Annotated in this window: 13 protein-coding genes and 5 tRNA genes; 2 read left to right on the top strand and 16 right to left on the bottom strand. The window is 43.1% G+C overall.

The genetic code is table 11. The annotated features are described in order from the left end of the window. The 10 genes from CYL31_RS08995 to CYL31_RS08950 form a co-directional block, all read right to left on the bottom strand. Positions 1-1,521: a sugar ABC transporter ATP-binding protein gene (locus tag CYL31_RS08995; RefSeq protein ID WP_212918572.1), complete on the bottom strand. Its 1,521-nt coding sequence runs from the start codon at positions 1,519-1,521 to the stop codon at positions 1-3. Further along, positions 1,521-2,135: a DUF2291 family protein gene (locus tag CYL31_RS08990; protein ID WP_212918571.1), complete on the bottom strand. Its 615-nt coding sequence runs from the start codon at positions 2,133-2,135 to the stop codon at positions 1,521-1,523. Before CYL31_RS08990 ends, CYL31_RS08995 begins: the two co-directional genes overlap by 1 nt. A 53-nt stretch (positions 2,136-2,188) precedes the next feature. Further along, positions 2,189-3,133 carry a D-ribose ABC transporter substrate-binding protein gene (locus CYL31_RS08985; protein WP_212918570.1) on the bottom strand — a complete coding sequence of 315 codons (945 nt, stop codon included), beginning with the start codon at positions 3,131-3,133 and terminating at the stop codon, positions 2,189-2,191. A gap of 339 nt (positions 3,134-3,472) precedes the next feature. After that, positions 3,473-4,486 carry a substrate-binding domain-containing protein gene (locus tag CYL31_RS08980; protein ID WP_212918569.1) on the bottom strand — a complete coding sequence of 338 codons (1,014 nt, stop codon included), beginning with the start codon at positions 4,484-4,486 and terminating at the stop codon, positions 3,473-3,475. A 234-nt stretch (positions 4,487-4,720) separates the two neighbouring features. Then, positions 4,721-5,902, bottom strand: a complete 1,182-nt coding sequence (locus CYL31_RS08975) for a XylR family transcriptional regulator (RefSeq protein WP_212918568.1) — start codon at positions 5,900-5,902, stop codon at positions 4,721-4,723. Positions 5,903-6,061: 159 nt separating this feature from the next. Further along, positions 6,062-7,510, bottom strand: a complete 1,449-nt coding sequence (xylB, locus tag CYL31_RS08970) for a xylulokinase (protein WP_212918567.1) — start codon at positions 7,508-7,510, stop codon at positions 6,062-6,064. Between the two features lie 193 nt (positions 7,511-7,703). Continuing rightward, a complete protein-coding gene (locus tag CYL31_RS08965; protein WP_072840857.1) occupies positions 7,704-8,834 on the bottom strand; it encodes a sugar ABC transporter permease in 1,131 nt (376 codons plus the stop codon). Next, complete coding sequence (locus tag CYL31_RS08960; protein ID WP_212918566.1) at positions 8,827-10,356, bottom strand: xylose ABC transporter ATP-binding protein; 1,530 nt, start codon at positions 10,354-10,356, stop codon at positions 8,827-8,829. Before CYL31_RS08960 ends, CYL31_RS08965 begins: the two co-directional genes overlap by 8 nt. A 57-nt stretch (positions 10,357-10,413) precedes the next feature. Beyond that, positions 10,414-11,415, bottom strand: a complete 1,002-nt coding sequence (gene xylF / locus CYL31_RS08955; RefSeq protein ID WP_212918565.1) for a D-xylose ABC transporter substrate-binding protein — start codon at positions 11,413-11,415, stop codon at positions 10,414-10,416. 188 nt (positions 11,416-11,603) lie between these two features. After that, a complete protein-coding gene (locus tag CYL31_RS08950; protein WP_212918564.1) occupies positions 11,604-12,098 on the bottom strand; it encodes a DUF2165 family protein in 495 nt (164 codons plus the stop codon). 273 nt (positions 12,099-12,371) lie between these two features. Here CYL31_RS08950 and CYL31_RS08945 point away from each other — a divergent pair, with 273 nt between their 5' ends. Further along, positions 12,372-13,634: a hypothetical protein gene (locus CYL31_RS08945; protein ID WP_212918563.1), complete on the top strand. Its 1,263-nt coding sequence runs from the start codon at positions 12,372-12,374 to the stop codon at positions 13,632-13,634. Between the two features lie 354 nt (positions 13,635-13,988). Here CYL31_RS08945 and CYL31_RS08940 read toward each other — a convergent pair. The 5 genes from CYL31_RS08940 to CYL31_RS08920 form a co-directional block, all read right to left on the bottom strand. Then, positions 13,989-14,065 (bottom strand) — tRNA-Met (locus tag CYL31_RS08940). Positions 14,066-14,139: 74 nt separating this feature from the next. Then, positions 14,140-14,216: transfer RNA gene (locus CYL31_RS08935), tRNA-Met, on the bottom strand. A 131-nt stretch (positions 14,217-14,347) separates the two neighbouring features. Continuing rightward, positions 14,348-14,424 (bottom strand) — tRNA-Met (locus CYL31_RS08930). Positions 14,425-14,552: 128 nt separating this feature from the next. Continuing rightward, positions 14,553-14,629, bottom strand: a tRNA-Met gene (locus CYL31_RS08925). A gap of 157 nt (positions 14,630-14,786) precedes the next feature. Next, positions 14,787-14,863 (bottom strand) — tRNA-Met (locus CYL31_RS08920). Between the two features lie 289 nt (positions 14,864-15,152). On the opposite strand from CYL31_RS08920, the gene msrA reads away from it, so the two are divergent. After that, positions 15,153-15,812, top strand: coding sequence for a peptide-methionine (S)-S-oxide reductase MsrA (gene msrA / locus CYL31_RS08915; protein ID WP_212918562.1), 660 nt, complete (start codon positions 15,153-15,155; stop codon positions 15,810-15,812). A gap of 110 nt (positions 15,813-15,922) precedes the next feature. On the opposite strand, the gene CYL31_RS08910 is transcribed toward msrA, so the two are convergent. Beyond that, positions 15,923-23,149, bottom strand: a complete 7,227-nt coding sequence (locus tag CYL31_RS08910; protein ID WP_249411743.1) for a DUF5801 repeats-in-toxin domain-containing protein — start codon at positions 23,147-23,149, stop codon at positions 15,923-15,925. Positions 23,150-23,159 lie beyond the last annotated feature (10 nt).

Raw genomic sequence — 23,159 nt, 5'->3', positions numbered from 1 at the left:
TTAAAGTCCTTGCGCGCTTGCTGACACAAGTGCAGATTCTGTTGCTTCAGAACGAGCGATATTGGCGGTTAATTTGCCTCCGGACATCACCAGAATGCGATCAGAAACAGCCATAATTTCTTTGAGGTCGGAAGTCGAAAACAACACGCCAATCCCCTGTTCAGATAGCTTTACCATCATTTCAAACACATCGCCTTTGGCACCAATATCAATGCCGCGAGTGGGTTCATCCAATAACAAAACTTTCGGACTGGTTAACAAGGTTCGACCAATCACCACTTTTTGTTGGTTACCACCACTCAATGCACGTATTTCAATATCAGGAGAAGATACCTTGATAGACAAATCACCAATGGCGGACGTTACCGCTTCGGCTTCGGCTTTTTCATCAATCGAAAAACGATGCTTGAGTCGACGCCATAAGCTAGAAATCGTCATGTTGTTGCTCACTGACGAAATGGGGAAAATGCCGTTCTTTTTACGATCTTCAGGAACAAGACAAATCCCATAACGAATGCGATCACTGGTGTCCATTTTGGCGGGTACTTTATGCCCTGCAATCTCTACCTCGCCTGAGTATTCCTGTAAGCCAAGTAGACATTCCATTAGTTCAGTTCGACCTGCCCCCATGAGTCCATAAACGCCAACGATTTCGCCGGATTTCACATCCATTGATACATCATCAACCAAAGTAAGACCCATTTCGTTGATCAGCTTGATGTTTTTTACGTCTAGTACTGGCTTGCCAAATTCACGACCCGGTTTCAAGAAATTAGACACAGGGTCGCTACCCAACATCTCTCTGACAATCCACGGCACATCGATGTCTTTGACTTCCGCTTCAGACTGAAAATGCCCATCACGTAAAATCGTAATGTGATCGCCGATCGCCATTAACTCTTCTAAACGATGGGAAATATAAATAATAGAAACGCCCTGAGCGGTTAAGTCTCGAATGACTTTAAACAGCAACTCGACCTCGGTTTTACTCAGCGCAGACGTCGGCTCATCCAGAATCAGCACATCCGCTTCATCAGCCAAGGCTTTGGCGATTTCAATCAACTGCTGCTGGCCAACTTTCAAGTTAGACAGCAGTTCAGATGGCGCGATGTCTTGATCAAGGCGCGCCATGAGCTCAGCGGTGACTCTGTGTTGCTCAGCGGTATCAAGCGGCATCAGACCATGCTGTTTTTCTCGTCCCAAGAAAATATTTTCAGCAACGGTTAAGTTGCCAAACAAATTTAGTTCTTGGTGAACCATGCCAATACCTTTGGCAGCCGCATCACGAGTATGCTGGAAAGACACGGCTTCATCATTTAGATAAATAGTGCCTTTGCTTGGCTGTTGAACACCCGCCAGAATTTTCATCAAGGTGGATTTACCCGCGCCATTCTCACCGATGATGACGTTCACTTTGCCGCGATAAACTCGGTAATCTACTTCGTTTAACGCAATAGTGCCTGGATAAATCATGGAGATTTTTTCAGCGCGAATGACGACGTCTACGTTAGCTTGGCTCATCATTTGCCTCCACGAGTAATCTGCATTGGCACAACATCACTGATGGTATTTTGATCTATGGTAATCGCTGCAATGACCGTGGCTTTTTCGCCGACCCAACTAGAGTCTGGCTCGCCAACCGATGCCATGGCACGATTATTAAACTCTCGTGAGATTTGAGCAAAACGAATCTGGTTTTTGAAATCATCAAATACAACGTATTTGGACGCATCACGAATTGCATTGCCTTTGATAATACGTCCCACTTGCAGATCTATATTGGTATCGCCAACTTTAATCGTTATCGCACCTCTCATTTTGCCTAAATTAACACTGTCGATGGTGCCATCTAAACGGACAAAAAAGCTTTGCTTGGTGTTAATTTGCTGCGCATCCAACTGGGATTTAATACTTTCCCATGGTGTGAATTCTTGTGTCGCTTCAGGGAAGACTTTTGGCTCCCAAAGCTGATCGGCCACTTCAGACAAACTGAAGTCTGCGAAGCTAACGACGGCATTAGGGTCTTTAGGAATAATAGGATTGCCGTCAGCGTCTAAGTCCGTAACGGTACAGGCTGTCAGCAAATTAAGGCACGCAATGAGCCCGATAAATTGAAAGAGTTTTTTATAAGACATAATGATACCCAAGGAGCCGAAGCTCTCAAAAATGAGAGCTTCGAGTCAGGTTGTTATTTTTTTAGAGCGAAGTTGCTTAAATTTTTCGCATTAGAACTATCAATCAATACACAATCCATTAGTTGTTTTTCTGGCAATCCTGTTGAGCCAGTACGAATGTATAGATCTGCTTGTTCAGCAACGCGTTGTGCCTGAGCGTAAGCTGGCTGCATGATGGTTGCCTTGATGTTAGAGCCTTTAAGAATGGAATCACGCGCATAATCTAGGCCGTCAAAACCTACGATGAAAACGTCTTTACGGCCAGCTGCTTGCAATGCGGCCTCTGCACCCAAAGCCATAGAATCATTACCAGTGATCACGCCTTTGATATTTGGATTCGCTTGTAAAATTGACTCCATACGGCTGAATGCTTCAGTTTGGCTCCAGTTAGCAGATTGGCGAGCAACCATCTTGAATTCTGGGAAGTTATCAAGAATGTCGTGGAAACCTTCGCTACGTACTTGCGCATTGGTGTCTGACTCTGGTCCCACCAGCTCAACGTATTGACCACCGTCGCCCATCAACTCGGCAAATTTTTCACCTGCAAGCTGAGCACCTTGGAAGTTATTCGATACGATTTGAGTGACAGCGATACCAGTTTTATTGATTTCACGGTCATATAAGAAAGCTGGGATACCGGCTTTTTTCAAACGCTCTAGCGAACCAATACTTGCGTCCGCATCAGCATTGTCCAAAATAACCGCTTTGGCTTGACGAGCAATCGCTGTTTCAATCAATTGGTTTTGTTTGTTTACATCACCGTCATGAGAAGCAACCAAGGTGTCATAACCCAATTCTTTTGCTTTCGCATCCGCGCCTTCAGCACCAGCTTTAAAAAATGGATTGTCATGGGATGGGGTAATGATGGCAATCAAACCGTTACTAGCCAAAACGCTGGTACTAGCCAAGGTCAATAATGTTGCGGCAAGGCAAGATTTCAAGAAGGTTTTCTTTTTCATTGTATGTCTCCGGTATGCTTATTTTTATTAAAATATTCGAATAGCAAACGATTGCGTAATCGTTTGCTATTTTTATATTAAGCGTATGGAGCTTGTCAATAAATTCTTGACCGATAAGAAAAAAATCATATTTATCAAACGGTTAAGACAATAAAGCCATGAAAATATGGTGTAATTTAACTACAAAAAATCAAGCAGCTGAATTATAAGGATTTTTCTGTATAAAAAGACTTCTTACAAGCTCTATTCTCAACCTTAAAACGAGTTTTTCGTCTAAAACCGAGCAGTGACTTCAAAAAGCTGAAAGTAAAATACACAGAAAATAACAAGAAATCGGAGCTATTTTGCAGAAACAGCAGCTACCGACGAACGAACCACCAAGTTCGGCTCTAACATAATCATTTTGCCTTCTTGACGAGGATTCTCAATCCGCTCAATCATAGTGCTGATCGCTAATTCGGCTAACCGCTCTTTGGGCTGATTGATGGTGGTTAGCGGCGGACTAAAATAAGCAGAATACATACAATTATCATAGCCGATGATAGACAATTGCTGTGGAATTTTAACACCAGATAATTGTGCTTCACTCATAGCCCCCATCGCCATGGCGTCATTACCAACAAACACCGCGCTAGGTAAATTCTGACAAGATAATAATTGGCGCATCCCTAATTTACCGCCTTCAAATTCGAAGTCAGATTCAATCACCCAGTCGTCTTGAATGGCCAGATTTGCTTGTTCCATGGCTTCAATAAAACCGTCTAAACGCTGCTTCGCCGGCAGCTTTTCTAACGGACCACCAATGTATGCGATGCGTTTATGGCCTTGTTCAATTAGATGCTGAATCGCCAAATGCGCGCCTTTCACCGAGTTATCTTGTATACGATCCACATAATCGTCAGATGGACCCCAATCCATGACAACCATAGGCAAATTACGCTGTCCGATCAAAGAGCTAAACAGCGAATCATCATAGGCGGAACACATAACCAAAATGCCATCAACACGTTTTTGCGTCAGCATTCTCAGGTAGGAATTGGTTTTTTCGAGTTCGCCATCGGTATTACAAAGCACAAGGTTGTAACCTTCTCGGTAACAGCACTTCTCGACTTCATTGACCAATTCGGCAAAAAAAGGATTCAAAGTAGTGGTGACTAACATGCCAAGGCTTTTGGTATTCTTTACCTTTAAACTGCGTGCTACGGCGCTAGGAGCATAGTTCAGCTCTTCGGCGGCTTGCAAAACTCGTTCTTGCGTCGTCTTGGCTACAAAACGCGTTTTATTCAAAACATGAGATACGGTAGTTGTCGATACACCAGCCCGTAACGCAACGTCTTTGATTGTCGCAGACAAACTTACACTCCCCTTTCATGAATCGTTTTGATTGAATTGTTTAGCCGCCAAGTTTTCCAAACAATGATAAATAGATCAAGCGCTTACCGCTCGTCTTTATCAGGAAAACAACTACTTAGAATCCAATACCATTTCAGGAAGTATACTTAACGACATCGATAAAATGCATCAAGAGTTTTTTCTAATGTCTGATTTGCCTATTTTACTGGGCACTATTTTTTTGAAAAATAGCTCTTATGAGTCTTTACCCATCCGCGACGAAACTCGATATTCACCCGGCGTCATACCCAAGTTTTTGCGTGACACTGTGTACATGTATTGCACCGATGGATAACCACAGGTTCGGGCTATTTCATCGAACGGCAAATTGGTTGAAGTGATCAATTCACAAGCTCGGTAAAACTTGGTCATGTGCAGTTGTTCGTGCATTGAGCAGCCAATTTCGTCGATAAAGCGGGTTTCTAGGTTAGTTCTTGATATACCAATGTAATCCACTACTTGCGCCACTTTCACTCCTCGGCACGCATTGTGACGAATAAAATGCATGGCTTGAATGACATAAGGATCGTGCAAAGCACGATAATCAGACGATTGTCTTTCGGTAATGCCAATTGGATCTACCACTACCAGTGAGTCTTCAACGGAAAAACCTAACAACATACGATGCAGCATTTTTGCCGCTTCATAACCCATTTGCTTACTTCCTTGTTCAACAGAAGACAAAGCAGTTCGGTTTAAGTATCTCGCCATGCTTTCGTTATCGATCCCAACAATGGCAACTTGTTCCGGCACGAGGATATTCAGATGATCACAGACTTGTAATAAATGACGTGCGCGGGAATCCGTGACGGCAATAATGCCAATGGGTTTAGGAAGATCAGTCAACCATGTTTCTAGCTCGTGTTGAGCAGTTTCCCAGATTTCAGCCGATGTGCAGAAACCTTGATGGACATGAGGTTCAAATCCGTCAGAGCGAACTTGCTCCACAAACGCATGCTCTCGCTCACTGGCCCAACGACTGTAAACCGTACTTGGTAAGCCATAAAAGGCAAACTGAGGCAGCCCTTTGCGTTTCAAATGCTGAAACGCACAACGCACTAATGCCGCGTTATCCGTCGCCACATAAGGCAAACGAGGGTAATCTTTTTTATGATGATAAGAACCACCAACTGCCACGGTAGGAATATTAGTATCTTTTAAGATTTCTTCGACTTCAGGGTTATCAAAATCGGCAATAATGCCGTCCCCTTTCCAATGCTTTAGCGCATCAAGGCGAGAGCGAAAATCATCTTCAAAGTAAACATCCCAGTCACATTGCGCGGCTTGTAAATATTCACCAATACCTTCAATGACTTGTCGGTCGTAAACCTTATTAGCATTGAACACCAGATTAAGTCGGTAGCGTTTTTCAAACATACAAAAGCGTCTCTAATTTTTATTTTTGCTGGCTCGATAATACTCGCTGAGAGTACATTAGTTCTAGAGAATGATAAAAATCAGAAAGGGAATAACAGAAATCGTAATGAAAGAAAGCCTGTAAAAAAGAGCGGTATCACAAGACACCGCTCTTGCTGATTAAAGTCCTTTTAATCTTTGATATAACGCCTGAAAACGCTCGCGTTTCTCAGCATATCGAGCGGCACCAGTCTGGTTCGGCAGATAACGCTTAATTAACGCCGGTTTCGTACACACTTCGCTTACTGTCTCTTGACCTTGATAACCTATCACCGCCAGTCGGGCAGCGCCCAGTGCTGGACCAACTTCACCACCTTCGCGATAATCCATTGGCACATTAAACACATCAGCCAACATCTGTAACCAATAAGTACTTTTCGCACCACCGCCAATCACATCAATGCTTTCGCTAATATTTTGCGCGGACCGTACTGCATCTAAGCCATCCAGCAAAGCAAAGGTAACACCTTCCAGTACTGCATGAACAAGATCCGCTGCGGTGGTTTCATGGGTCATGCCCCAAAAGACGCCTTTCGCATTAGGATCATTATGTGGTGTTCTCTCTCCACTTAAATACGGCAAAAAAGTGAGATTATTGTCGTGATCTATTCGATTTTCAGCCGCTAATAAAGCGGCTTCTACACTGCTAAACTGAGCTAATTTCGTCACCCAATTAATACAACTCGCGGCGCTCAACATCACCGACATAGTGTGCCAAGTATTAGGAATAGCATGTCCAAAACTGTGCAAAGCGGCGGCTGGATTGGCCGTAAAACCATCACTTACTGCAAAAATAACTCCTGATGTACCAAGCGACAACATGGTTTGCTCAGGCGATATAATCCCCATACCCACAGCGCCAGCGGCGTTGTCGCCACCACCCGCCACAACAGGAACAATCGGCATAGACCAGTGTTTTGCTAAATCGTCATAAATCACACCAGTGATTTGAGATCCTTCAAATACGTTTGGCATTTGCTCTGCCGTTAATCCTGTGGCGCTCAACATGGTGTCACTCCAAGAGCGTTGTTCCATGTTTAGCCATAAGGTGCCAGAGGCATCGGATACATCGGTCGCAAACTCGCCCGTCATGCGAAAGCACAGGTAATCTTTTGGCAACAGCACTTTCGCGATTTGCCCAAAAATCTCTGGCTCATGCTGTTTGACCCAAAGCAATTTAGGCGCGGTAAAACCTGGCATCACTAAGTTACCAGTAATTGCCTGCACTTCTGGGCAGCGCCTTTGCAATAACAAACATTCTTCGTGGGAACGACCGTCATTCCATAAAATCGCAGGTCTTAATACATCGCCTTTTTTATCCAATAATGTAGCGCCATGCATCTGGCCTGATAAGCCAATGGCTTTAACGCCCTGCAAATCATGCTCTGCCGCTAACTGCAACATGGCTAAGTCCGTGGCTTGCCACCAGTCTTCTGGGCTTTGCTCAGACCATAAATCAAACGGGCGAGATACTGACAAAGGCGATGAGCAGCTTGCTACGACGTTTCCGTCTTGCGCCATTAAAATCACTTTGACACCTGAGGTGCCGAGGTCGATGCCGATATACATTAAAAAATATCCTTCATTTTGTTAATCGTCATGATTATTGCTAAACAACTTCTGTGGATCTTGTAGGTCAGATGAGCCGAGGAACGAAGGCGTGATCTGACAGTTAACGGTATACGTAACATCTCACGCCTGATCACGGTCGTACCTCCCTCATCAGGCCTACAAAACCTATTCAAGCTTCGCACACGAAGTTTTACTGTGCTTTCTTGGTTTTCACATCCAGCCAAACGGCGAGTAATAAAATCATGCCTTTGACGATTAATTGCCAAAAAGTCGGCACATCGAGCATGCTCATGCCGTTGTCTAAACTCGCCATAATTAGCGCGCCCATGATGGCACCGAATACGGCACCAACGCCGCCTGCCAAACTGGTTCCGCCGATGACACAGGCAGCAATGGCATCCAGCTCTGCCATATTTCCGGCCGCAGGAGAACCCGCACCAAGTCGAGATGTCAGTATCAAAGCCGCGACAGCGACCATCATGCCGTTAAAGCCAAACACCAACATTTTGGTCCGCTCAACGTTCACGCCAGACATGCGAGTCGCTTCGATATTGCCACCAATGGCATAGACACGACGACCAAACGCCGTACGCTTGGCCACATAAGTGGCAATAAGGATTAATCCTCCCATGATCAAAATGGGCGTTGGGATACCTCGATAACTTTCTAAGGCATAGAGCAAAACGAGTAAGACAGCGACCGCGACAAAAGCTTTTGCGTATTCAAACTTTGCCGCTTTATTTTCAACACCGTGTTGTTTTCTTGCCTTACGTCGAGCATAAACTTTTGCCACCAAACCTAAGCACAACAAGCCAACAACACTAATGCCCCAACCGGAAGGAATATAGCTTTGACCAATGATCGCCAGTGAACTAGACGTTGGAGCAACCGTGGCACCGTCAGTCAAACCCACCAAAATACCGCGAAACGCCAACATTCCCGCCAAGGTAACAATGAAAGATGGCACGCGTTGATATGCCACCCACCAGCCATTAAACAAGCCTAAAACCAAACCTGCGACGACGGTTACTAACACGGTAAGTAAAATCGGAAAGTTAAACCAAACATCCAAAATCGCTGCAATCCCACCCAATAGGCCCATCATAGAGCCAACCGACAAATCGATTTCAGCACTAATGATGACAAAAACCATACCAATGGCGAGCACACCCACTATGGCTGTTTGACGAATTAAGTTCGAAATATTCCGTGGCGAAATAAACGCACCATCTGTCGCAATAGAAAAGAAGACGACAATCAGCAGCATCGCCGCTAACATCGCAAACAGTTGTAATTGACTGGTTTTTATTGTTTTAAACATTTGCTACACCTTCTTTGATCGCGCAGTTCATAATCATTTCTTGGGTCAAACCTTGATGGTCAAATTGCCCTTTCAAGCGCCCTTCATGCATCACTAATACTCGGTCACTGATACCAATCACTTCGGACAATTCAGACGACACCATGATGATCGACATGCCTTGTTTGACGAGGGCAAACATCAGTTTATAAATCTCATATTTTGCGCCCACGTCGATGCCGCGAGTTGGCTCATCGAGAATCAAAATTTTCGGATGGGTTAATAAACATTTGGCGATAATGGCTTTTTGTTGGTTGCCACCGCTGAGGTTTTTAATCGACAAATCAGCGGACGCGGTTTTGACTTTTAGCTGCTCAATATAATCGTCGATGTCATTACTTTCTTTGTCTTCATTCACCGCACCAAACCAAGAAGAGTATTTCCCCAACACGGATAAAGTAATATTGCGGCCAACATTCATAATGGGCACGATACCGTGACGTTTTCGATCTTCTGGCACCATGGCAATGCCTGCTTCTAACGCCACCCGCTGAGAACGAATGTTGACGATTCGCCCTTCTAGCTCGATCTCTGCTTCATAGTCACCATCGTAAGAACCATAAAGACACTGCATCAGCTCGGTACGGCCAGAACCAATTAAGCCCGAGATGCCGAGAATTTCCCCATGGCGTAATTCAAAACTGACATCTTCGACTTGCGCTCGGGTCGCGCCAGCTTGTTTGGCGGTGGCGTGTTTGACACGTAAAACCACCTCGCCAATGTCATGTTCTTCTCTTGGAAAAAGCTCGTCTAGCTCTCGCCCAACCATCATGCTGATGATGTCATTTTGTGTCAGCTGAGCCGCTGCTTTGGTATCAATATGGTCACCATCACGAATCACGGTGACCCAATCAGACAAGGCCAATACTTCATCCAATTTATGAGAAATATAAATGCACGCAATACCTTGCTGTTTCAATTCGCTGACGATGTTCAATAGAATGTCGATTTCCGTTGTCGTCAAAGACGAAGTCGGTTCATCAAGAATCAGCAGCTTGACGTTTTTATTCAGCGCCTTGGCAATCTCGACCAATTGCTGCTGACCCACACCAAGATCACGTATTGGCGTATCGGGCAATACGTCTAGTTTCACTCGCGCTAATAATTCCGACGTACGACGATGCATTTCCTCGTCATTGAGTCGTGCAAAAGAACCAAGCTCATTACCAAGAAAAATATTTTCCATCACCGACAATTCTTTAACGAGCGCCAATTCCTGATGAATGATGACGATGCCCAGCGCTTCGGTATCTCGGATTGTCGATGCTCTTACAAGATTACCTTCAAAGAAGATTTCTCCTTCGTAAGAACCAAACGGCCATACGCCGCTTAACACCTTCATCAAGGTCGATTTACCCGAACCATTTTCACCGCAGATAGACAAGACTTCACCACGATCAAGCTGAATGCTCACGCCATTCAAGGCACGAACACCCGAAAAGCTTTTTACAATGGAACGCATGTCCAATAATGTTTGCTTCATATTTACACCCTTATGAAAAGCAAATGGCGCTCAATTGAGCGCCATACATTAGGAAAACTAAGGATTGTAAACATCATTACGAGAATGGAATCCGTCAGCAATGACAGTTGAATCTAGGTTGTCTTTGGTAACCGAAATCGGCGTTAACAACACGGCATCCACATCTTTTTTGCCGTTGTTAACAGAGCCATTCACCTTGATTTTTTCACCACGAGCTAGCTTAACCGCCATTTCAGCACTGGTTTTTGCCAGTTTCGAAATCGGTTTGTAAACCGTCATAGTCTGTGTGCCAGCAACAATACGACGCACTGATGCTAAATCAGCATCTTGACCAGAAATCACCACTTTACCACTCAAACCTTGTGCAGCTAGTGCTTGGATCGCACCACCAGCGGTAGAATCGTTAGACGCTACAACCGCATCAATTTTATTAGCATTGGCAGTAAGACCATTTTCCATAATATTTAACGCAGCCTCAGCAGACCAACCCATTGCCCACTGGTCACCGACTATATTGATCTTCTTCGAATCAATCGCAGGTTGCAGTACGTTCATTTGGCCTTGACGGAACATCTTCGCGTTGTTATCTGTTGGCGACCCTCCCATCAAAAAATAATTACCTTTTGGTTTACGCTTCAGTAAAGCTTCGGCCTGCATTTCACCCACACGAATATTGTCAAAAGACACATATAAATCGATGTCGGCGAATTTAATCAATCGGTCGTAGGCCAGTACTTTAATACCTTCAGCTTTGGCTTCTGCCAAAACATTACCGAGTACTTCACCGTTTTCTGGCACAATAACTAACACATCGACACCACGGGAAATCATGTTTTCAATTTGAGAGATTTGTGTATTTGCATCACCATTGGCAGATTGTGTGTAAACCTTAGCGCCCATAGATTCGGCCGCTTCAGTAAACAAATCTCGGTCTTTCTGCCAGCGCTCTAATCGTAAGTCAGACATCAACAAACCGATTTTCTCACCCGCCGCCAATGCAGGAAGAGATGTTGCTGCACAGAGTGTTGCCAGCAAACTTATGGAAAGGATTTTTTTCATCTTTTCATTCCTTGTTATTTTTATTAAAAGTGAACGATCTCCTGATGGAGTGAGACGAATGTAAATCGACGCTTTAATAAGCGGTATTATCTTTTTTTGTTTCCGTTTAGCGTTTTTACAAAAAAGCCCTTTGGACGCTAATCCAAAGGGCTTTGATGATACATAAGAGCAGCTTTTGAACGAGCTAACTAAAACTCTTCTTCAATTTGGTTAATAAAGATAAGCACTAAAAACAACACGACAATAAAACGAAACGCAGAAGCTTGCCCATTCCAAATCTGCGACTGCCACATTAAGAACCATTCTGCGCCAATGGTCATAAATCCGGTAAACCAAAGCAACACACCAAGTGCTAAACCAAAATTTGCCAGTGCTTTTGCAGCATTAAACTGTTTTTTATCTAATTTTCTCTTTTGCCACATATTCCATGCACTCAACGCACACAAAATACCAACTAAAGCTTCAGTCAAGATAATTAACCAATAAAATCCGTGATGCAAAACAGGTTCATCGACTGAACGATATTTTAACTCATTCCACTCAAACGTCGTGTCCATGGTTAATACATGCTGCACAAAAGCAAAGTTAGACCCGTAATCCACAACATTATTAAAAGCCACCACCCCTGCGAACAGAGCAACACAGCCAACTAACACGATTTTGATTGTTCTTAAATGATTCATCTGATCCTATCCTTTTGAGATGATTGATATATTATTTGTTAAAGCGAAAGAATCTATATCAAAGCTATGAAGAGTAAGCAAATATTGAATTTAGCCGTAGCTGTTTCGCTGAATACAAACGGATATACGATAATAAGTACTCCGCCTCTTGCCCATCGTCTACAGATACATCACTATTTAGAGCCTATCTAAAATACCGTTTAGATCACGATTGTTAACAAGAAAGCGTTAAGCAAAGCACACCTACATGACACAAGGACGCTAAGAACTACAATGAATCTACTCAAAAAATACACTGGTTGGTTTGTGCTTGGCACCTTGGTTTTTTATCTCTTATCTGTTGCTCACTTCATCCCTGTGTTACTTCCTACCTTATTAGCGTGGGGGGCTAATATCGCCATGTGGCATACTTTAGCGCCAAGCGCGAAACGTCAAGTCACTTGGCTAATGGCAATAGGAATAGCAGCATTGCTGTTCGCAGGGTCAAAAGGCACATGGATGACTTGGCAGCAGGTTTTTGCAGTGAACCTGCCGATGTTGGCCATGTTTGTTGCCGTTTCATTTTTAGATTTAACCAACTCGACAGATGAAAAACGCCCTTTACCAAAAGGCTTCAGTGCCATATTCAACACGGCTATTGGCGTTCAAGTATTAGGCGCTGTGATTAATCTATCGGTGATTATGGTGTTCGCAGATCGCATGAAGGGAATAATCAAATTAAGTCCAGTACAACAATTTATACTGACTCGTAATTTTTCTGCTGCGGCTTGGTGGTCACCCTTCTTCGTGGCAACGGGTGTAGCTATAATCTATGCACCAGGCATGCAGTGGCAAAAAACACTTATTCCAGGCATTGCAATGGGATTAGTTGCCATCATTTTTTCCAGTATCGAGGCGTATAAACGTACAAAAGGCGATTTCAACGGCTATCCAATTCGCCGTGAAAGTCTTTTTATTCCTATGTTTTTAGCTTCGAGCGTTATATTTTTTCACTTTATTTGGCCCAATATCAGCATACTAGTACTTATCTGCCTTTTGGCGCCAAGCGCGACTCTGTTACTAATGCGCACTGCCTCTAGAAAAGCAAGCCTACTGCATTTCGTGAACCACAAGCTGCCACAGATCGGCAGTCAATTTGCTCTATTTCTCGCGGCGGGAATATTTTCAAATGGCATTAGCGCGATAATATTGAGTTATCCAGAGTTCTTTAATTTAGAAAGCTTTACGTTTAGCCCGCTGCTCTTTTCATTTGTTCTCGCGGCTATGATCGCCGTTGGTATAATAGGCATTCACCCTGTGGTGAGTATAGCGATTGTTAGCCCAATGCTGCTGCCACTGCATCCAGATCCTACTCAATTAGGCTTTTTATTCTTAAGCGCTTGGGCTATTTCCGCAGGCAGTAGTGGATTAACGGGGCTGGGATTATTAATGACTAGCCGCTATCAAATACCAACCAAGACTATAGTCACTAACAGTATCTACTACGCTATTTTTATGTGGCTACTGTGCTCACTTGTGAATGGATTTTTCTTGTAAAAAGTCTTGTAGAAAGAGCTATAGGTAACTGATATACCCCTTGATTTAACGGTAAAAGAGTCTTATAAAATTTTGCCTTTTTGACCAATACGTCTAAGGTGTGAAGTACTTTGATGAGATATTTAAAACCTAAATTGAGGTTTAACGACCAAGCAATAAACTAAAAAATAGATCGAAGCTTTAATCAGGAAAATTTTAGTGTTGGCTGGAATATAAAATAAGAACTGGCTTTGCTTGAAGTTTTTTGAAATGGTTGTGGGAGCACTTGTGTGAACTTAAAAGTGAACCTGCGAATTTTGAAATGGTTGCGGGAGCACTTGTTTGAACTTAAAGGTGAACATACGAATTTTGAAATGGTTGCGGGAGCAGGATTCGAACCTACGACCTTCGGGTTATGAGCCCGACGAGCTACCAGACTGCTCCATCCCGCGACAAGTTAAACTATTGATATAGCTTACTTTTTGGTAATTTATTTCTGAATATTTGTATGACCAAATCTGATATTTGGTTGCGGGAGCAGGATTCGAACCTACGACCTTCGGGTTATGAGCCCGACGAGCTACCAGACTGCTCCATCCCGCGACAAATTAAGCTATCAATTTATATAGCTTATATATAGAAATTAAAGATAAATCATGTTGCCAAAATAATACTATAAATTGGTTGCGGGAGCCTTTTCTTAATTAAAAAGTGAACCAACGACCTTTTAAAAATGGTTGCGGGAGCCGGATTCGAACCAACGACCTTCGGGTTATGAGCCCGACGAGCTACCAGACTGCTCCATCCCGCGCCATGCTAAACTATTGATACAGTTTAGATTTTATCTTTTAATGCTGAGGAAATTATGTGACTAAATTAATATGAATGGTTGCAGGAGCCTTTTCTTAATTAAAAAGTGAACCAACGACCTTTTCAAAATGGTTGCGGGAGCCGGATTCGAACCAACGACCTTCGGGTTATGAGCCCGACGAGCTACCAGACTGCTCCATCCCGCGACAAATTAACTTTCTTTACATCACTAACAACTTCATTCGATTAGTTTTGGCTGGAGCCCTTTTCTTAATTAAAAAGTGAACCAACGACCTATTGTTTTAAAACGGTTGCAGGAGCCCTTTTCTTATTTAAAAAGTGAACCAACGACCTTTTTTAAAATGGTTGCGGGAGCCGGATTCGAACCAACGACCTTCGGGTTATGAGCCCGACGAGCTACCAGACTGCTCCATCCCGCGACTAATCATCGTTAACAACAATCATTCATCAATTCTTGTTGGTTAAGCTAATTCGCTCAACCCTTGCCAACGAGGTGCGTATTATAGGTAGATTAATCTAAGAGTCAAGCTCTGCAAGAGAACTAGATAGGATTAGTTGAAAAAAACTCTTTCTGCCTCATTATCTACCTATACCAAACAGACTCAGCCTCTAATTAGATATAGAGAAGCTTAAATACTTGTATCCTACGCTACCACAAGGTAAAAGGTAGCCATCCAATATTTTCGACCAATAGGTTAGGAGCCAATCATGCCCAGCAATATTGAAGCCATTCTGAAAAAATCAGCAATCCCCACTGAAGCCGATGCCCTACCCGGTAGAAGTACGCCTTTAAAAATTTCAGGTATACACGTTGTCAACAATGAACCGTTTGTCCGCTCTGAAAAACCTAATGAATCCGAGGTTATTCTTGGAATGGGTTGTTTCTGGGGTGCCGAGCGCAAACTATGGAATACTCCCGGCGTTATCGTCACTTCTGTTGGTTATGCTGGCGGCTTTACACCCAACCCAACTTATGAAGAAGTTTGCTCAGGACAAACAGGACATAGCGAAGTCGTACAAGTTGTGTTTGATACCTCTATTATCTCGCTAGAGGGCGTGCTTAAGGTTTTCTGGGAAAACCACGACCCAACTCAAGGCATGCGCCAAGGCAACGACATAGGCAGTCAATATCGCTCTGTTATCTATACAACCAATGATAAAGATATGCCAATTATTGAAGCTAGTAAGGCTGCATTCCAAAAAGAATTACTTACTGCAGGTCACGGCATGATCACCACAGAAATCGAACCGCTTGAAACTTATTACTTCGCTGAAGAATATCATCAGCAGTATCTTCATAAAAATCCGAACGGTTACTGCGGACTAGCTGGAACTGGCGTGAGCTGCCCTATCGGCTTAGGCGTATAGTTTTTAAGTAATTGAAATAATCACTTTCTAAATTGAATAAGTTACAGAAACGAAAAGGCCGAATCGCAAAACGATTCGGCCTTTTTAGTAGCGTCTATTTCAAAGAAAAGTTAGCCATCAATGTTGATGTTGTACTCTTGATCGTTGTAGATGACTTTGATGGAGTCAGCAGCAGTAACACTGCCACTTCCATTTGAATCAAAGTTAGAACCAGAACCAAATGTAGCGACATCGCTGCCATCCACTTTTACATGTTTATCCGTAACAGTAACATGAGCTGACAAGAAGCTCGCAATCGCATCTGCGGACGCATCAGCACCTGGGTCACCAGCTACGCCAGTCAGAAGATCTGTTAAATCTAGCGCATCGTCCTTAGCATTGAAGTCTGTAATGGTATCGATCGAAGCATTATTTAACACGAACAAATCAGCTCCTGCCCCACCAGTTAAGGTATCATTACCTGACCCACCGATTAGAACATCATTATCATCGCCGCCAAGTAACGAATCATCACCAGCGCCACCAATTAAGATGTCATTGCCTGCTCCACCAGAAAGGTAATCATTACCACTTCCGCCATCTAACAAGTCATTACCAGAACCTCCATAAAGCTCATCGCTTCCTGCTCCGCCGCTTATGCTGTCGTTGCCACTTCCACCATCTATCCAATCATTACCATCATCACCAGTAAGAAGGTCGTTACCGCCCCTACCATATATAGTATCGTTCCCGCCGTTACCATGGATAGTATCATTGCCACTCTTCAATAAACTAGAGTCGCCACCATAAAGGGTATTACTCCAACCACCATCATTCCAATTTGTATTAAATATATTTCCATCATAACCAGCTCCTGTTTGTATTGAAGAGGTTCCTGCATATACTTGATCAACCAAATGGCTCATATCTTCAAAAGTAGTATCACTTGACTCAGTAACCGTACTACCTGTTCCATTTACAGTAATATTGATGGTGTTAAGAACAGAATCGCCGTCGTTATCAATCACTGTATATTGATAGCTCACAACTTTAGAGTGCCCTTTTCCTAAAGAACCAATAAGTGCAGCACTGGCAGTAAAGACATAGCTTCCATTTGAGTTAGTAACAAAGGTTCCATTGTTGTTACTGGTCGTATTTTCTATCACTTTATCTAAGCCATCCGCACCAGCATCTATTTCAAGCATACCTGACATGGAACTCGTTAAGACTGAGCCAATAGGCTCAACATGAGCAGCTATATTATAGGTGACTGTTTTATTTTCAGGTGTTGTAACAGTATTTGTTATAGCGCCATCCACCAAGAAACCATCAAGGTAAACATTATAACTAACACCACCGACAATAATTGTCTTACTGCTATTTTCTAGCGTTAAAACATCTCCGCTGTTAGTCGTGTTATTCGCCGTTTCATTAATAGTTAACAATGATGATAGATTTACTGTGACTTGCTTGCCACCAATGGTCAAGGTGACATCCACATTAAAGTTTGAGTGCGAAAATGAATCCTCACTCTGAGAAGTCGCATTATTTCTATGGGTAATCGAAGCGACAATTACCTCATCATCAATTGAAACATTGCTATGTGCAACCGATTCACTAACGACAACACTACTATATATGCTATCCGAGTCAGATGTTTTCCCCCAAATTATCGCATCCTGATATGAATCATTGTCTGTGTTATTAAACTGCATCCCATCAGAGTTATTATTACCATTGCGATCGTAATAATAAGAAGAAGAAAAACCAGCAGCCAAATTACTAACAGAGTAGGAATCCACCCCTTCTAAATTAAACGTCGCATTCATTGTTACAGCACTAGGTGAATCGTCTTCAATAGACACAGTAACTGTTTGTGTCGTTACAGCTAATCCATCACCCACTTTAATCTCGAACGGCACAGAAACAGTGTCTTCCTCACCAGCCGAAGGTTGATCTAGAGCTCCTTCCAACGTCACGCTATAAGAGCCTTTTCCTGAACTATCAAGATCTCCGTTCAATGTAACGACCAAAATGGTTTTGTCTCCAGCTGATCCTGTTAACGTATGACCATCATCGCTCAACGTCCAAGTCAGCTCCACTCCACCTGATTTCAATTGTATATCTTCGTTCGGTAGAACTAACGATACCGGTAAATTATCACTCTCATGAACAAAGAACTTACCTGATGTGGTTGCGCTATTTGTCGTATCCGGATTCCCTAGATTATCAGGGTTGCCATTAACCAAACCTTCTTCCGATACAGAAACTGCGGTATGAATTGTCGCGCTATCCGTACCAGTATCAGAAGTATTGCCATACCTATCACTAAGTGTCGCACTGACATTGATATCTTTGCCTTCCCCAGGGTTCGCAAATGTTGTCGCCACAAACCCCGCTGCAATAGAGGCCGCATTCAATACGATACTAGTACTTGTTGTTCCATTACTTACCGTAATCGTATTACCAACCACTGCACCTTCTGGCAAAGTCACTTTTACATCAATTGCACCATTCAATTCATCAGCACTAATCACGCCATCATTATTCGAATCTTCGGTAATTTCAACAGTGGGAGCTTCACTAGCAACACCAGCTAATTCAAGCTTAACTGTAGTGGTTGCACTATCTCCATCACTATCGATAGCCGCTATTGTAAACTGAATATCTTTAGCTATATTCTGATATTGCAGAACATCCCAAGCGCCTGTTTTTTCACTTAACTTAACTTCAAATACTTTATGATCATCAGTATCTTTCGCTGTAAGGGTATGGCCATCATCACTAAAAGTAACGGTATAACCTAAATCATCGACCAAGCCAGTTAATTTGAAATCACTAATACCATCAGCTGAGCTTGCGGTTACTTGACCAGTTGCACTTGCGATAGGCTGAGCAGAATCGACCCCGATAAAAGAAATAGACTGTATAGCAAAATCACTATTAGTCGCATTATTGGAGTTCGTTCCGTTATCAACTGCAATGAAATGCACCTCATCAAAACCGCCCGGAATTGAGGTTAAATCTGTCGTCAAATGACCACCTAATGAATCCGCAGTAAAGTTAGTCGTAGAACCCACTTCTTTACCATCACGATAAAATACTGCTTTTGCAATTTCATTCGCTGCATCACCTTGTTCACCACTGATGAAAAGAGAACTTAATTGCGCATTAATACCAAATGCTAAATGTCCAGGCTCAAGTTTAAATACAATCTCTTCCGATTGACCATTTCGAATAGAAATTTCACTTGCTAGCTCGTCAATAGAAGATGAGGCTTCAGGACTATAAACAGACAGACCACGATAATCTGTTTGGAAGACTTGCGCCTGGGTTAGGTTGCCATTTGTATCAAACCCAATAGCTTGAATGGTAAACCCATCAGCTTGATATATAGATCCATTAACAGTATGTCCTGAGTTCGCAGAATCGGAAGGGCTCCATGCCGCACCAGTTACCGCGAAGCTATAACTACCAGTGACAACTTGAGTTACGCCTTGCGTCGAGACATGGTAACCCTCTGCCGGCTCATTTTGAGAAATAGTGACACCGTCATCTTCAAATTTAAGATGTGAACCAAGATCAACCTCAACATAACCCAAATCTCCTGCTGACGTATTACTGTCTCCATCTGCAGCTGTTATAGCTAATTTAACACCCAAATCTTTCAATGAAACCTGTTCATCAGAGCTGTTCGTATCAGGGTGTGAAACTGCTTGATATTGGATCATAGAGACCTTGCCATCACCATCAACAGTAACTTCGAATACCTTCGTTCCACTTTCTGTCAAACCAACTAATTTACCGCCATCTAATGACAAACTAATCTCTTCACCCGTCCTGGATACAGTAAAGCCAGTGGCAACTGAAGATTCTGCAAGCTTAATTTCATAAGCAACATCACCACGGCCATCCGTACCGTAACCGATATCGAACACTTTAGAAAAATCAGTCGTAGTAGCAGAAACAGAATTCTCAGCAACTAGATCTGAGTCATCCGTAAGCACATTAAGTTTAGCAAGGGCTTCATTATTAACAGTAATAGTTGGAACTGTATCAGTATCAACAAATTCAGCTGCATAAGATCCAACAGCAGTACTGCCGCCTACTTTCTCTGTCGTTATAGCTTCCGCTCTAATAGTGAACGCATCAGAATTTTGCGGCACAGTCATTTTTAACTGAATTCCGGTTAAATCTTTTCCATCCGGATTACTAATAACCCAACCTGTATCACCAAGAGTAAGAGTAACGCCTGCACGCGCTCCAACAAGCTCAACATCAACACCATCAGGAATACCAGAGAGCGTAATACCAGAAAGTGTTTCACTACCATCCGTATCAGTAAGTTCAGCAGATACATCAACCAAAAACTCTTGGCTAGTAGCTATTGTTTCAATTGTTGTGTCATCTTGATTAGGGCCGTCAAGTGTACCATTACCATAGATAACACCTTCTATTTGATTGCTGCCACTAATCAATGTTTGGTTATCATATTTAACAACAATACTGTCGATAGTATTAAAATTACCATTTCTATTATTTGGACCGAAACTTACATCAAAACCTGTAGTATCACCTGATAAGAAAATATAATCCTTCATTGCATCAGGACTCTGCTGAGAAACAGATCCACCTAATACAGAATTAAGATCTCTAAACTCCTCACGCCCATTCCAATCAGACTGTGTATAGAACCAACCGCTATCTGGATGAACGACAAATATATCAGCGTAACTTGAAGACCCATGAGGATTGCCATCCCCGTAATACTCTACTACGCCAGGATGTTCAGAGTCTGGGTTTGCAATTTCTGGTACTGAATCACCTTTAGTCAACCACACACGAACGCCATCACCAATTTTGATAATTTGGCCGTTTTGAACATCAAAACCACCTGGTTGACCACTACCACCGTTAACTTGAGTAATGCCACCAGTATTAGAGCCTTCATTCGATTCTGAAGCCGTTATAGTAAGCTCGACCTTAGGTGCATCAGCAACTGGAACGACATTAATATCCAAATCCGCACTTTCGCCTGTAGATGTTGTATAGCTAACCGTCGGAACATCACCAGACCAATCAGCAGCTGGCACAAATTCATAAGAACCATCTGCTCGAAGTGTTAACGAACCGATGTCTTTATCCGAATCATCACCAGAACCTTTGACTACAACCGTGTCACCAGCTTGATAAGTAACATTATTTATAGAATACGTTGCAACAGTAAAAGCACTATCTACATCTGAATCATTAGACAGAACGCCGTTTGCCGCATTTACAGAAAGAGTTGTATCTTCATTAGTCAATCCTTTATCGCTAACAGTCACTGTCACATCATCAACAGCTGTAACCTCAATAGACAAGGTGGAAGTAACATCCGTACCAGAGCCATTAGTAACAGTATATGAAATGTCAGGCACAGAACCGTTATAATCTTGTTCAGGGATGAAGCTATAACCACCATCAGCAGAAAGAGTAAAGGTACCAACACCAGAAATAGTAGCTATCTTAGAATCGGAATCCGTCAGACTATAAGTCTGCCCATTCACAGTAAAAGAGCTGACTGAGACCGTAAAAATGCTAGCTAGATTAGTAACATTATTAAGCACATTACCTGATGTCACATGATCTTCAGCAGTGGAAACATTTTCATCACCGTCAGAGAAATCATTGTCAATGATACCAATTGTTGCGGAATCAGAGGCAACAACACCATCTACCCCCTTGATAGCTAATTTGAAATGCTCTACCCCTTCAACAATGGCATCATCAACTATTGGGATGCTGATATTTATAGAAATCACACCAGCAGGGATGGTCACATTTCCATTTTCAGTTATAGATAACATCACCGTATCACCAGATGAATTAACATAACTAGCAGTCATATTCTGAAGATCAACATCATCAGCACTTGCAGCGCTATCGAAGGTAGGTAATAACTTGATCGTCACATCAGAACTTGTAGCTTGAGTCAGAGTGACAATAAATTCAGCATTATCACCCTCTATTGGAGCGCCATTATCATTTATATAAGCGATAGTTAAAGTATCAAATTTCGCACTGTCTGTTCCCGGTTCAGAAACATTACCGGCTTTATCAGTAACAGTTGCATCAACTACCAAGGTAGAACCATCTTTAAGACGATCAAACTCAAACTGCACTTTTCCAGCCGTTATTTGCTCCTCCGTCAATACCATAGGCTCTTGCCCAGTTACGGTTAAAGTATCACCAGCAACTGCACCTGTTGGCAAACCTATCTCGACATTTACTTTACCTACTAGTTCAGCATTACTAATTACACCATCGTTATTAACATCTTCCGTGATTGTAACGGTTGGAGCTTCTGTAGCTGTTATATCAACAGTTGCAGTATCAGCACCTATTGCAGATTGATTACCATGAGCATCTGTCTGGAAGGCAGATACGGTTATGGCATCTCCGTCCATGACATTTTCAGTCCATGCTATAACTCCATCACTATAACTAAACGAAATTTGAGGAGTGCCGTTCTCATCAACTAAATCACTATTAACATTCAGAGACAAAGAAACTGTACGTTCCTGACCATCACCATTAGCAATAGTAAGAGTAACAACACCTCCAAGCTGCAACTTCTCACCATTTACAGCCACCTCAACTTGAACGTTATCATCACCCAATTCAGCTTTACTAATAAATTCATCATTATCAACATCGTCAATAATAGACACCTTTGGCGTATCTAAGTCGTTGTCTATAATCGTCGCTGTGCCGCTCTCGCCGCCCACATTCAACGTGAACGTTTCATTCGCTTCGTCGATCGTGTCATCGGTCGTCGCGACCGTCGCCGTGAACTCGGTCACGCCCGCTGGCACTGTGATCTTGCCACTGTCCGCATCGTAAGTGACACCACCGCTGAACGTCACGTTCGACAGGTCTGTGTCGTAGTCGTCGCTGCCCGCTGTGCCGTTCGTCAAGCTGAAGTCGTACGTTTGATCCGAGGTGCTTTCATTGCTTAACGTCACGGTGAACACCGCGCCTTGACCTTCAATCACAGTGTCACCGTCCGCATTAACCGCCGTACTAACGATGCTCACCACTGGCGCATCTTGCGCGTCGTCGATGGTCACGGACGCGCTGCCGTTATCAGAAGACACGGTCGCATCCGCACCGCTCACGCTGTCGATGCTGACTGTGAAGGATTCTGCTCCTTCGTAGATGCCGTCATTGATGGTCGTGATGTCGAGGTCCGCAGTCGTTGAGCCCGCTGGGATCGTCACGCTCGCGACGCCTGTGAAGTCACTGCCGTCTGCCGCCACACCGCTGTAGGTGAAGTTCACGACAACCGCTTCATCAGCCTCTTGGTCGATGCTCACGGTGAAGCCT

It is taken from the genome of Marinomonas sp. A3A (assembly GCF_018336955.1).
Taxonomy (GTDB): domain Bacteria; phylum Pseudomonadota; class Gammaproteobacteria; order Pseudomonadales; family Marinomonadaceae; genus Marinomonas; species Marinomonas lutimaris.
The sequence above is the reverse complement of the archived record's forward strand: the minus strand, read 5'-3'. Positions and strand labels throughout refer to the sequence as shown.